Origin of the sequence: Brevundimonas sp., from assembly GCF_965278935.1 — a bacterium.
Lineage (GTDB): Bacteria > Pseudomonadota > Alphaproteobacteria > Caulobacterales > Caulobacteraceae > Brevundimonas.
Genome location: NZ_OZ257124.1, coordinates 126,535 through 138,775 on the forward strand (window position 1 = coordinate 126,535; position 12,241 = coordinate 138,775).

Here is a 12,241-nt window from a genome sequence, read left to right on the forward strand (position 1 = left end):
CTGTTTTTCTGAGGGAGCGCCTCCCGCGCTCGAGCAGTGAGCGACCGCGTCGCGAGCGATAGCGCCCCGGAAATGCTCTCAAGCCGCTCGACGCCGCGCGTCGAGCGGTAGCGCCCTGAACCAGAAAGCTATGTGGCGCTGCGCGCCACATAGCAAAACCCCCGCCGTGCCGGAGGGGGGAGGGTGGCAGGGCGGGGGTCTCGCTTTGGAGGAAGCGTCGGCCTGGCGAAGCCACTGCGGCAACATCCAGGGGGGCTGGGGGGGCTGTTCAGGATCCGGGACGCAACCGAACTCCGTCAGGCCGACGGTCACTGTTTCGCTGCCCAACCGGGCCGCCGAAGGACCGAAACGGGGCCATTTCGTGTCGTGGCGGATTTATCATCCGGCCTCGACCGACGGCGGCGCTGGCGTTTGTCCGAACCGGGCCTAGATTGGTCGCGATGACGTTCGATTCCGGAGCCAACGACAGCGGCGCACAACCCTCGTCCGTCTTCTTCGAGCGGCGCGAGCTCGACCTGATCCTGCGGGTCTACGGGCGGATGGTGGCCCAGGCCGAGTGGCGCGACTACGCCATGGTCGGCGGCAAGGACGCGGCGGAGTTCGCCGTCTTCCGCCGCTCCGGCGACGCCCCCGCCTATCGCATCGAGAAGCGCCCCGCGTTGCAGACGCGTCAGGGCCAGTGGTCGGTCATCGGCGAGGGCGGCGTCGTCCTGAAACGCGGCCGCGACCTGCCGCAGGTGCTCCGCGTCTTCGACAGCCGCAAGTTCCAGGTGGTGGAATAGGGTAGCTGGTGGCTCATGACTGGTGGCTGGACTGGGTGCGCTCTGGCCACCAGCCACCAGTCACCAACCACGAAAAAGGCCCCGGCGTCTCCGCCGGGGCCCTCAATCCGTCAGCCTGCGAAGGCCCTAGTTCCGGTTGCCGCCCATGAAGGCCAGCAGGAATTGGAACAGGTTCACGAAGTTGATGAACAGGCTCAGCGCGCCGAAGCCGGTGGCCACGCCCATCGCCTGCTGGTCGCCACCCAAGGCGTAGTAGGTCATCTTCAGACGCTGGGTGTCGTAGGCGATCAGGCCCGCGAAGATCAGCACGCCCACACCGGAAATGATCAGGTAGAGCGTGCCCGACTGCATGAACATGTTCACGACCGAGGCGATGATCAGGCCGATCACGCCCATGATCAGGAACGATCCCATGCCCGTCAGGTCCTTCTTGGTTGTGTAGCCGATCAGGCTCAGCGCGCCAAACGAGGCAGCCGTCACGAAGAAGGTCGAGGCCAGGGACCCGCCGGTGTAGCGCAGGAACAGGACGCCCAGACCCGCGCCGATCGAGGCGACGACGGCCCAGTAGAGCATGTTCACGCCGCCGGCCGTGGGGTTCTTCATGAAGAACATCGAGCCGAACAGCAGGACCAGCGGCAGGAATTGGACGATCATGCCCAGCACGGTCAGGCCGACCCGGCCGTCCGCCGTTACGGCGAACAGCAGCTGCTGCACCGCCGGCACGTTGCCGGTGACATACGCCAGGGCGCCCGCGACCACGAGGCCGAGGGCGAGCTTGTTGTAGACGCCCAGCATGAAGCTGCGCAGGCCCGCGTCCACGGCCATGTCGGCCTTGGCCGGAGCCGGCGTCGAGTAGCCGTTTCTGAAGTCGCTCATCGCGAGTGTCTTCTCCGATTGAGGCGGCAGGAAAGACCCTGCGCCGAAGTGCGAAATATCGTGGTCCGTGACCACCCATGCAAGGGATGGATCGACGCAGGGGTTCCGCCCGCTTTGCGCCTTTGGCCTCAGGCGCTACGAACGGTCGCATGCTGCGTCTGTTCACCGCCATTCCAATCCCCTTCGAGGTGGCCGAGACGCTCGGCCGGCGCCAGACCGGCCTGCCCGGCGCGCGATGGCGGTCCGCCGAGGCCTTGCATGTGACCCTGGCCTTCTATGGCGATGTCGATGAGCGCCGCGCCGACGACCTGGCGGCCGAACTGGCGCGCATTCCAGGCGGCGCCTTCGACATCGAACTGAAGGGCGTGGGCGCGTTCGGGGATGCGCACCGCAGCCACACCCTGTGGGCGGGGCTGGAGCCGTCCGAACGGCTGAATGTCCTGGCCGGACGCTGCAAGTCGGCGGCCGAGCGGGCGGGCGTGACGATGGAGCCGCGCCTCTATCGGCCGCACGTGACGCTCGCCTATCTCAAGACCCAGACCAATCCGGACCGGATCGGGGCCTGGATCACCAACCACAACCTGCTGCATTCGCCGCCGATCCGGATCGACCGCTTCGGCCTCTATTCCAGCATCCTGAGCGACGACGGCAGCCATTACGAACTGGAACGGGAGTATCCGCTGTGATTGCGCACTCTTCGCCTCTGGGCCCCACGATCGAGACCGAACGCCTGATCCTGCGTCCCACGGCGATGGAGGATTTCGAACGCTGGTGCGACTTCCAGGGCGATGCCGAGACGACCAGATTCATCGGCGGCGCCAAGAGCCCGGCCGAGGTCTGGCGCGCCCTGATGTCCGTGGCCGGCGCCTGGGCCCTGACGGGCGAGGGTTTCTTCTCGGTGATCGAGAAATCGACCGGCCTGTGGCTGGGTCGGATCGGCCCGTGGAATCCGCACGGCTGGCCCGGGCCGGAAGTGGGCTGGAGCCTGCACAGGGATGCGATGGGCAAGGGTTATGCCCTGGAGGCGGCCGTGGCGAGCATGGACTACGCCTTCGACGTCCTCGGCTGGAACGATGTCATCCACTCCATCGACCCGGACAATATCGCGTCGCAGCAGCTCGCTGCGCGCCTGGGATCGGTCAATCGTGGGCCGGGCAGACTGCCTGCGCCGTTCGAGACGGCTCGCGTCGATCTGTGGGGACAGACAAGGGCGGAGTGGGCCGGGAACCGCAAACGCTTCGCTTGAAGGCGGAACGCAACCGGAACATAGTGTGCGGATGCCCGCCGCCGCCGTTCATCTCGAACTCGTCTTCAGCCGCCCGGAGACCACGCTCGGCGTGACGCGGGGGGCGGCGAGACTGCTGGCGGACATGGGCTATGCGCCGTTGCTGGAAGTATGCCTGCCCAACGGGCGGCGCGCCGACGTCATGGCTCTGGGGCGCAAGGGCGACATCGTCATCGTCGAGGTAAAGTCGGGGATCGAGGACTATCGCGTCGACCGCAAATGGCCCGAATACGCGCCCTTCTGCGACGCCTTCTTCTTCGCCGTAGCGCCGGAGTTTCCGGAAGGCGTTCTGCCGGATGAGCCGGGCCTGATCGTCGCCGATCAGTTCGGGGGCGCGGTCGTGCGGGATGCGCCGGTGGCGATGCTGGCTCCGGCGAGGCGGAAGGCGTTGACCATCGCCTTCGGACGGCTGGCGGCGATGCGGACGCTGCGGGAGTAGCGCCAAAAAGAAACCGGACAGGCGAAGCCTAGCGCGGCGCCCGTTTGGCCAGGATGCGCTGCAGGGTCCGGCGGTGCATGCCCAGACGGCGGGCCGTTTCCGAGACATTGTGGTCGCACAGTTCGTAGACGCGCTGAATATGCTCCCAGCGGACGCGGTCGGCGCTCATCGGGTTTTCGGGCGGCTCGGGCGCGTCGCCGGTGGCGAGCAGGGCCTTGACCACGTCGTCGGCGTCAGCGGGCTTGGACAGATAGTCGACGGCGCCGGCCTTGACCGCCGCGACGGCCGTGGCGATGGCGCCGTAGCCGGTCAGCATGACGATGCGGGCGTCGTCACGGCGCTCGCGAATGGCCTCGACGACCTTCAGGCCGTTGCCGTCGTCCAGACGCATGTCCAGCACGGCGAAGGCGGGCTGGTGGGTTCGCAGCGCCTCGGTCGCCTCGGCCACCGATCCGGCGGTCGTCACCTGGAAGCCGCGCGATTCCAGCGCCCGGCCCAGACGGGTCCGCAGCGCCTGGTCGTCATCCAGCAAAAGAAGGGAACGGTCCTGAAGCCCGGCGATACGGTCTTCCAGAGTGGCGGCGGTCGTCATGGCTTGCTCTCCTCGCCCTCAAGTCGGCTTGCCGGGCCGTCCGGTCAAGCGGTGCGGCGATGGAGCGCAGGCGAGACCGCTCTCACGGGACCAGTTCCAGCGCCCGGCGGTCCCAGCGCACGGTGACGCGGGCGCCCCGATTGATCCCAGGCCCGCCCTCGCCCTGCCCGACCAGCACCTTGCCGCCGGTCCGTTCCAGAAGGGTCCGGGCGATGAAGAAGCCGAGCCCCATCCCGCCCTGGCTCGGAATGATGTCGGGCTCCAGCGGAGGCGGCGGAGGGGCCTTTCCGCGCCGCGTCGGGCGTGCGGCGGCGGCAGCGGCGGCCAGCTGTGTCGCCAGGGCCTGACGCGATTTACCGTGCGGGCGGCTGGTCACATAGGGCTCGCCGAGACGGGGCAGGATGTCGAGGGCGAAACCCGGGCCGTCGTCCAGAATCTCGATGGTGATCCATTCCCGATCCGCCGTCGCCCGGACCCGCACGGTCGAGGCGGCGAAGTCGGCGGCGTTCTCGACGAGGGCGCTGAGGCCGTGGACAACCTCGGCCAGCCGTTTCACTTGCGGCTCTTCCATGCCTCGCGGCGTGTGTACGGCCACCTGAATATCGAGGTCGAACCCCAGGTGCGGATCGACCACTTCGTTCAGCAGTGCCTTCAGCCCGATCTCCGTATAGAGGGGGTCGCCGTCGTCGGGCCGCTGGGACAGGCGTTTCAGAATCTCGCGACACCGTTCGGCCTGCTGCAGCATCAGCCGCGCATCCTCGGCGATCGGTCCGTCGGGCGGGGAGGCCCGCAACAGCTCCTTGGCCACCACTTGGATCGTCGCCAGAGGCGTGCCCAGTTCGTGCGCCGCCGCCGCAGCCAGCCCCCCGAGGGCCGCCAGCCTCTGCTCGCGCTGCAGCACGTCCTGGGTCGTGGCCAGGGCCAGTTCGAGCTTCTCGGCGTCGGCGGCGACCCGCCAGGCATAGGCGGCGGTGAACACCACCCCCGTCGTCAGGGCCAGGCCGATGCCGAACCTGTAGAGGACCGGCAGGTCGATATCCGCGCCGTGTTGCCATGGCAGGGGCATGGACCAGAAGAAAAGGGCCGTGGTCGAAGCCAGCACCATCAGGCCCAGGATCAGGGCCTGACGCCCCGGCAGAGAGGCCGCCGCCACCGTCACCGGCGCGACAAGCAGGAGGCAGAACGGATTCTCCAGCCCGCCGGTGAAGGCCAGAAGCGCCGACAGCTGAAGGATGTCGAAGCCCAGATGGATGCCGGTCTGGCGGCCGTCCGGCAGGCGGCTGTCGACGCGCTGCAACCGGCCCATGGCCAGCAGGTTGACGATCACGCTGGCCAGGATGACCAGCAGGCACTGCCACCTCGGCAGAGGGAAGTGGAACATCGTGTCCAGCACGATCAGGGTCGCGGTCTGACCGACGATGGCCAGCCAGCGCAGGATGATGAGGGTCCTGAGCGACAGCCCCCGACTGCGGCGCGGCAGACTGGACCAGCTCGGCGCCGAGGGCGGGAACTGCGACACGGGGTCGTTGGGGTCGGGACGGACTTCGCTCTGGCTCACCCGCCGTCTATAGACCCGCCGAGCCTGATCTACGATCAGGCTCCCGAAACAAAGGAGAGCTTGATCAGAGATCAAGCTCTGGCCGCTGTCGGCCCGGAGAGACATGATGCCACGCCGTTCCATCCTGCTGTTCGCCGGAGCCTGTATCGCCATCGCCGCGGCGCTGGCCACCGTGACCGTGGTGGTCGTCACCGGCCGCGAGCGCGCCGACGCCGTCGCCGAGGGGACTGCAACGGGTCAGCCGGCCGTCGGCGGGCCGTTCCAGCTGGTCAATCAGGACGGCCAGACGGTCGACCAGACCCTGCTGGACGGCAAGTGGAGCCTGGTGTTTTTCGGCTTCACCTACTGCCCGGACTTCTGCCCGACCACCCTGACCTCGCTGGAGGCGACGCGGACCCTGCTGGGGTCCGACGCCGATAACCTGCAGATCGTCTTCGTCTCGATCGATCCGGAGCGGGACACGCCGCAGGCGTTGAAGGACTATCTGTCGTCCGACGGCTTCCCGCCCGGCGTCATCGGCCTGACCGGTACGCAGCAGCAGGTCGCCGACGCCGCCAAGGTCTATCGCGCCTATTTCCAGAAGGTCGGGGACGGCGAGGACTATACGATGAACCATTCCCTGACCGTCTATCTGATGGGTCCGGACGGGCAGTTCCGATCGGCCCTGGGCCACGATCTGGGCCCGGAGCGATCGGCCCAGTTGATCAAGCGGGTCATGGCGCGGGGCTGAAATTCCCAGCGATCGGGAACGGCGAATTTAAATCCTTTTGCAGTGCAGCGCGTTCTATGATGGCATCACCGCTTCGGCGGGGGCCGATCACAGGATTTCATGCTCTACGCACTCCACGAGCTCGCCTATCAATCGGCGCAACCTTTCCGGATCGGGGCGCAATTCGCCCGCAAATTCTGGACCTCACCCTTCAATCCCGCGTCGCAGACGGCCGTGGCCCGCACGGCCTATGCCTCGGCCGAACTGTTCGAAAGCGTCACGCGTCGCTACGGCAAGCCCGCCTGGGGCCTGGAGGTCGTCACGATCAACGACCAGCCGGTGCGCACGACCGAACAGGTCATCTGGGAAAGCCCCTGGGTTCGGCTGGTGCGGTTCGCGCGCAACGTCGGCGACCTGAAACGCGCCAAAAAGCCGGTGGCGGCGCCGAGCGTCCTGATCGTCGCGCCCCTGTCGGGCCACTACGCCACCTTGCTACGCGGCACGGTCGAGACCTTCCTTCAGGACCACGACGTCTATGTCACCGACTGGGTCAACGCCCGTCAGGTGCCGATGCTGGAAGGCCGGTTCGACTTCTACGACTACATCGACCACGTCCGGACGATGCTGGCCCAGATCGGCCCGCGCGCCCATGTCGTGGGCGTCTGCCAGCCCGGACCGCCGGTGCTCGCCGCCGCCGCCGTGATGGCCGCCGAGAACGACCCGAACCGTCCGGCCTCCATGACCTTCATGGGCTCGCCCATCGATGCGCGCCTGTCGCCGACCGTCACGAACCAGCTGGCGGAGGAAAAGCCCTTCACCTGGTTCAAGTCCAACATGATCCACAACGTGCCCTGGCCCTATCCGGGCTTCGGCCGCGCGGTCTATCCCGGCTTCGTCCAGCTCTACAGCTTCATGTCGATGAACGAGCAGAGGCATAAGGACGCCCACTGGGAGTATTTCCGCGACCTGGTCTCCGGCGACGGAGACGGAGTCGAGAAGCATGAGGAATTCTACGACGAGTATCTGTCGGTCCTCGATCTGACCGAGGAATTCTACCTCCAGACCATCGACATCGTCTTCCAGTCGCACCTCCTGCCGCGCGGCCTGCTGGAGCATCACGGCGAGAAGGTCGATCTGACCAGGATCACCGACATCGGCCTGATGACCGTCGAGGGCGAGAAGGACGACATCTCGGGCGTCGGCCAGACCCAGGCGGCGCACACGATCTGCACGAACATCCCCGACGACCGTCGCGTGCTTTACGTCCAGCCGCAGGTCGGTCACTACGGCGTCTTCAACGGGCGGCGGTTCCGCGAGGACATCTACCCCCGCACCCGGGACTTCATCGCCGCCAATGAAAAGCTCTGCGCCGTACCAGACCGGTCAGCGGCTGCCGCTTGAGGGCGGTCACGCCCTTCGCCTGAGCGTCAATCCACGCGCGCGGCGCATCTCGATCCGCATCGACACCCGCAAGGGTGAGGCCGTGGCGATCGCCCCGTCGGAGCGACGACTGGCCGATGCCGTCGCCTTCGCGCGTTCGAAATCCGCCTGGATCGCCGAGCGACTGGCGGCGCGGCCCGGCGGGACGGCGATCGAGCCGGGCGCGGTCATTCCCTATCGCGGCGGCACCGTGCGGCTCGAGGCCACGGGCGGCGCGGGCGCGGCGCGACTGGTCGAAGCTCCGGACGGTCTGCGTATCGTCTCGGGCGGCGAGGGTGAGGCCTTCGCGCGGCGCGTGATCAACCTGCTCAAGAGAGCGGCGAGAGAAACGCTCCAGACCCGGACCGATTTCCATCTTCGCACGCTGGGTCAGCGGCCGGTGACCCTGACCATCAACGACCCGGCGTCGCGCTGGGGCTCTTGCAGTCCGATGTCGCGCTCGATCCGCTATTCGTGGCGGGTGATCATGGCCCCGCCCGAGGTGCTGGACTATCTGGCGGCCCACGAGGTGGCGCATCTGGTCCACGCCGACCACAGCCCGGCCTACTGGTCGGTGGTGAAACGGCTGGTCGGCGACCACCGGCCGTTTCGCGCCTGGCTGCGCGACCACGGCGCGGCGTTGCACGCCGTGGGGCGCTAGACCCGCATCAGAAGAACAGCGGGTTGTTGTCCTTTTCCGGCTGGGCGGCAGGTTCTGGTCGCTGGTCCGGCGGGTCGTCACGGCGCGGACGCTCGACCGGAGCCGGATCGCGACGGGGCTGTTCGACAGGCGTGTCCGGGTCGTAGGGTTCGCCCTGGTTCGGATCGACGCCGCCCGGCAGGACGGTGGAGTCGCCGTAGGGATCTTCCGCGTCGCCGATCAGGTCGCCGATCGGATCGGGCGCGACCCAGCCGTCGGGCATGGGCGGACCGTTGGGGATCGGCTGGACGTTCAGGCGCGGCAGGGCCGCCTCCATGAAACCCTTCCAGATCGCCGCCGGAGCCGCGCCGCCGGTCACGCCGCGCATGGCGGTGTTGTCGTCCTTGCCGACCCAGACGGCGGTGACGAAGCCGCCCGTGTAGCCGACGAACCAGGCGTCCTTGTAGTCCGAAGTCGTGCCCGTCTTGCCCGCGATGTCGCGACCGGCGATGGCCGCGCCCCGCGCCGTGCCGCCCGTGACCACGCCCCGCAGCATCTGGTTCATATAGTAGAGCGACGGATTATTGATCGCCTGACCCGATGCCGCGTCGCGGGCGCCGCGCTGGTAGATCACCCGGCCCTGGGGCGTGCGGATACGACTGATGCCATAGGCCTCAACCCGACGGCCGCCGTTGGCGAAGGCGTCATAGGCGGTGGCCATGTCGATCGGCGAAACCTCCACGGCGCCCAGGGCCATGGCCGGCTCCAGACCAATGCGCGAGGTGATGCCGAGGCGGCGGGCGGCCCGGGCCACACTGTCGCGGCCGATCTGGTCGGCGACATAGGCCGCGACCGTATTGGTCGACTGGGCCACGGCGTTGGCCAGGGTCATGTTGCCGGCGAAGGTGCCGGAATAGTTGCGCGGGCTCCAGTTGCCGATGCGGACCGGCTCGTCGACCACCGGGGTCTCGGGGGTGTAGCCGGCCTCCATGGCCGCCAGATAGACGAACGGCTTCCACGCCGAACCGGCCTGACGGCGGGCGTCGACGGCGCGGTTGAACTGGCTGTCGGCATAGGAGGCGCCGCCGATCATGGCCCGCACCCGGCCGTCGCCGTCCAGGGCCACCAGAGCCGCCTGCTCCACGCCGCGCGAGGCGTCGCGGTCGAGGATGCGGCGGACGTTCCGCTCGGCCGCCGTCTGCAGGGTCAGATCCAGGGTCGTCTCGACGATCATGTCCTCGGTCGGCTGACCGACCAGGCCGCGGATCTCCTTGTCGAGCCAGTCGATGAAGTACTGGGCGTGCTGGGTCGCCAGGGTGCGGGAGACGCGGACCGGCTCCAGCACGGCGGCGGCGCGCTGTTCGGGCGTGATGACGCCGGACTGGGCCATCTCGTTCAGGACGACGGTGGCGCGCACCCCCGCCCGCTCGTGCTCGGACACGGGCGAATAGCGAGACGGAGCCTTCAGCAGGCCGGCCAGAAGCGCGGCCTCGCCAACGGTCAGGTCCTTGGCCGACTTGTCGAAATAGCGCTGCGAGGCCGCCTCGATGCCATAGGCGCCGGCGCCGAAATAGACACGGTTCAGATAGAGGGCGAGGATCTCTTTCTTGGAGAACTTCATCTCCAGCCAGACGGCCAGCATCAGCTCCTGCACCTTGCGACGCATGTTCTGGTCAGGCGTCAGGAACAGGTTCTTGGCCAGTTGCTGGGTCAGGGTCGAGCCGCCCTGAACGATCCGGCCGGCGCGCATGTTGGCGGCCATGGCCCGGGTCATGCCGATCGGGTCGAAGCCCGGGTGCCAGTAGAAGCGCTGGTCCTCGATGGCGATGAAGGCGGCCGGGACGTAGTCGGGCAGGGCCTCGAGATCGGCCGGCGGCGCCTGCTGGGAGCCCCGCGTGGCAATCAGGACGCCGTTGCGGTCCAGATAGGTGATCGAGGGCTGGCGATCGACGTCGTACAGGGCCGAGGTGTCCGGCAGGCCGCGCGCGAAGACGGCGAAGAAGACGACCAGGAAGATGACGCCCCAGACGGCGAGAACCGACCCCCAGTAGAGGACCTGCTGCAGTCGCGTGCGCGCAGGCTTCGCCGCACCGCCGCCACCTCTGTTTCCGAAACCCGGACCGGCCATCGACATCCTCAGAAGACCCGGCCGTCATAGCCGTTCATCGCCTGCACCAAAACGCCCCCCACCAAAACGCTTTTGTGGTGAACGCCGCGTGAAGACTTCACGTCAGCGTGATGGGCCATTCGGCCGAAACGATGGCGCGCGGGTTAACGCCCGTCCATCCGATGGGCGAGCCAGACCGAGCCGTCGTCCGCCCGGGCCCCGGATTCAACCCGAAACCCCTGCGAGGTGAGTAAAGCCTGATACTCCTCCGGGTTCAGACTGCCATGATAGAGGGGCTCGTCCCGCCAGATGCCGACGGCGTCGCCCTCGCGCGGGCCGGACGAGAACACGATCGTCGCGCACGGGGCCGCATGGGCCAGAAGACGCGGCAAGGCGATACGCTGATCGACCGGCGAGAGATGGAACAGGCTGTGCCAGGCGAGGATGCCGGTGAAGATCTCGCCGAGGTCGAGGGTGCGCATATCCCCTTGGACGAAACGGCCCGCGGGCAAGTCCGCCGCCGCGTGGGCGACCAGCCGGGCCGAGGAATCGACGCCGGTCACGCGGTAGCCCCGCTCGAGCAGTTCCGCCGCCATCGGCCGCCCCGAACCACAGCCGACGTCGAGAACCGTATCGCCGGGAGCCAGACGAGCCGTGAACCGGTCGAGCCAGGTCCGGTCGGGCTCCGTCAGGACCACGCCGCGATCGGCGATCCAGTCCGCGGACCGCCGATCATAGAGGTCGACGATGTCGGCGGCGGCGGTCTCCGGATGGGTCATTCGGCCAGGAAGGCGTCCAGGTCGGCGTAGAAGGTCGCGGGCTGGTCCAGCATGATGAAGTGGGCGCTGTCATCGATGCGCTTCAGCTCCACGTGCGGCACGCCGGCGAAGGAGGCCTGGTAGACCATGTCGGTGATCTCGTTGGTCATCCGGGCGTCGTTGAACTTGACGTAGAGGACCTCGGTCGGGGCGGTGATCTTCGGCAGTTCGGGGCGCAGGTCGGTCAGGATCAGTTCGCGGAAGGAGCGCGACGAAACCTGCTGGTCGCTCGTCGCCGTATCCTCCAGCGGGCCGGCGCGTAGGGATTCGGTGTTGATCATCCCGGTGACGGAGGCGGCGGCGCGGGTCTGATAGTCGGCCGGGGCGGCGGTCGCCATGCTCTGGTAGACCTGCTCGGCTATGGGGGCGACGCTCTCGGCCGTGGTTCCGGGAGGGCCGAACATCGCGCCCATGAAGGGCACCATGTCCACGACCATCAGCTTGCCGACCGCGTCCGGATGGCGAGCCGCCAGCATCATGCCGATCGTGCCGCCCATGGAGTGGCCGACGACGACCGGGTGGTCGAGGTTGTTCTCGGCGATGTAGCGGGCGATCTCCTCGGCGACGGGGGCGGCGACGGGACCTTCCGCGTTGCCCTCGACCGGCGCGCCGGCGAAGCCCTGGATATGGATGCGGTGGACGCGCCACCCGCTGCCCAGATGATCGACCGTGCCTTGCCACACCTCCGGCGAGGAACTGAGACCCGGGATCAGGATGATGTCGCGAACGCCCGGGCCGGCCTCGCCGTCCACGCGGACGTGCATGCGGGTCGACTCGAAGTCGGCGTGATGGTGGCCGTGGTCGGCGTGCTGGGCATGGCCGTCCTGGCTCATGGACTCCATCATGTCTTCGGCGGTGGCGTCGCCGACGCCGGCGAAGTTGGCCAGAAGGCCGAGAGCGGCGACGAGGCCGGTGAGAATCTGGCTGTCCATGATGCGTCTTCCTGATTTCGGTCGGACGTTGCCGACCTCTCTGTCCCTTGGTCGTCACAGCTTGGGTGATCGGATGCAGGACGC

At 67.9% G+C, this 12,241-nt stretch carries 13 protein-coding genes; 7 read left to right on the forward strand and 6 right to left on the reverse strand.

What is annotated here, in order from left to right:
* The first annotated feature begins 440 nt into the window (after positions 1-440).
* Positions 441-782, forward strand: a complete 342-nt coding sequence (locus tag ACQY68_RS00635; protein ID WP_428151085.1) for a DUF2794 domain-containing protein — start codon at positions 441-443, stop codon at positions 780-782.
* A gap of 126 nt (positions 783-908) precedes the next feature.
* Here the strand turns inward: ACQY68_RS00635 and ACQY68_RS00640 are convergent, their stop codons facing one another.
* The gene (locus ACQY68_RS00640; RefSeq protein WP_428151086.1) at positions 909-1,658 is read right to left on the reverse strand and encodes a Bax inhibitor-1/YccA family protein; all 750 of its coding nucleotides are present in this window, start codon (positions 1,656-1,658) and stop codon (positions 909-911) included.
* A gap of 149 nt (positions 1,659-1,807) precedes the next feature.
* On the opposite strand from ACQY68_RS00640, the gene thpR reads away from it, so the two are divergent.
* Genes thpR through mmcB form a run of 3 tightly spaced genes read left to right on the forward strand, consistent with a single transcriptional unit; the run spans position 1,808 to position 3,382 of the window.
* Positions 1,808-2,344 carry an RNA 2',3'-cyclic phosphodiesterase gene (gene thpR / locus ACQY68_RS00645; RefSeq protein WP_428151087.1) on the forward strand — a complete coding sequence of 179 codons (537 nt, stop codon included), beginning with the start codon at positions 1,808-1,810 and terminating at the stop codon, positions 2,342-2,344.
* On the forward strand, positions 2,344-2,904 hold the full coding sequence (locus ACQY68_RS00650) for a GNAT family N-acetyltransferase (RefSeq protein WP_428152700.1): 561 nt from the start codon (positions 2,344-2,346) through the stop codon (positions 2,902-2,904). The genes thpR and ACQY68_RS00650 overlap by 1 nt, the downstream gene beginning before the upstream one ends.
* A 31-nt stretch (positions 2,905-2,935) precedes the next feature.
* Positions 2,936-3,382, forward strand: coding sequence for a DNA repair putative endonuclease MmcB (gene mmcB / locus ACQY68_RS00655; protein WP_428152701.1), 447 nt, complete (start codon positions 2,936-2,938; stop codon positions 3,380-3,382).
* A gap of 28 nt (positions 3,383-3,410) precedes the next feature.
* On the opposite strand, the gene ACQY68_RS00660 is transcribed toward mmcB, so the two are convergent.
* Together ACQY68_RS00660 and ACQY68_RS00665 are read right to left on the reverse strand one after the other, a co-directional pair.
* Positions 3,411-3,974, reverse strand: a complete 564-nt coding sequence (locus tag ACQY68_RS00660) for an ActR/PrrA/RegA family redox response regulator transcription factor (RefSeq protein WP_428151088.1) — start codon at positions 3,972-3,974, stop codon at positions 3,411-3,413.
* 82 nt (positions 3,975-4,056) lie between these two features.
* Positions 4,057-5,532 (reverse strand): ActS/PrrB/RegB family redox-sensitive histidine kinase, encoded by a 1,476-nt coding sequence (locus ACQY68_RS00665; protein ID WP_428151089.1) that lies wholly within the window; start codon positions 5,530-5,532, stop codon positions 4,057-4,059.
* 106 nt (positions 5,533-5,638) lie between these two features.
* Between ACQY68_RS00665 and ACQY68_RS00670 the strand changes: the two genes are divergently transcribed.
* The 3 genes from ACQY68_RS00670 (at position 5,639) to ACQY68_RS00680 (ending at position 8,321) form a co-directional block, all read left to right on the forward strand.
* A complete protein-coding gene (locus tag ACQY68_RS00670; protein WP_428151090.1) occupies positions 5,639-6,262 on the forward strand; it encodes an SCO family protein in 624 nt (207 codons plus the stop codon).
* A gap of 99 nt (positions 6,263-6,361) precedes the next feature.
* Positions 6,362-7,642 carry a polyhydroxyalkanoate depolymerase gene (locus ACQY68_RS00675; protein WP_428151091.1) on the forward strand — a complete coding sequence of 427 codons (1,281 nt, stop codon included), beginning with the start codon at positions 6,362-6,364 and terminating at the stop codon, positions 7,640-7,642.
* Positions 7,596-8,321 carry a M48 family metallopeptidase gene (locus tag ACQY68_RS00680; RefSeq protein ID WP_428151092.1) on the forward strand — a complete coding sequence of 242 codons (726 nt, stop codon included), beginning with the start codon at positions 7,596-7,598 and terminating at the stop codon, positions 8,319-8,321. Before ACQY68_RS00675 ends, ACQY68_RS00680 begins: the two co-directional genes overlap by 47 nt.
* 7 nt (positions 8,322-8,328) lie before the next feature.
* On the opposite strand, the gene ACQY68_RS00685 is transcribed toward ACQY68_RS00680, so the two are convergent.
* From ACQY68_RS00685 to ACQY68_RS00695, 3 genes are all read right to left on the reverse strand, one after another.
* Positions 8,329-10,428, reverse strand: coding sequence for a transglycosylase domain-containing protein (locus ACQY68_RS00685; RefSeq protein ID WP_428151093.1), 2,100 nt, complete (start codon positions 10,426-10,428; stop codon positions 8,329-8,331).
* A 143-nt stretch (positions 10,429-10,571) separates the two neighbouring features.
* The gene (locus tag ACQY68_RS00690) at positions 10,572-11,186 is read right to left on the reverse strand and encodes a class I SAM-dependent methyltransferase (RefSeq protein WP_428151094.1); all 615 of its coding nucleotides are present in this window, start codon (positions 11,184-11,186) and stop codon (positions 10,572-10,574) included.
* Complete coding sequence (locus tag ACQY68_RS00695) at positions 11,183-12,157, reverse strand: alpha/beta fold hydrolase (RefSeq protein WP_428151095.1); 975 nt, start codon at positions 12,155-12,157, stop codon at positions 11,183-11,185. The genes ACQY68_RS00690 and ACQY68_RS00695 overlap by 4 nt, the downstream gene beginning before the upstream one ends.
* Positions 12,158-12,241: the final 84 nt, after the last annotated feature.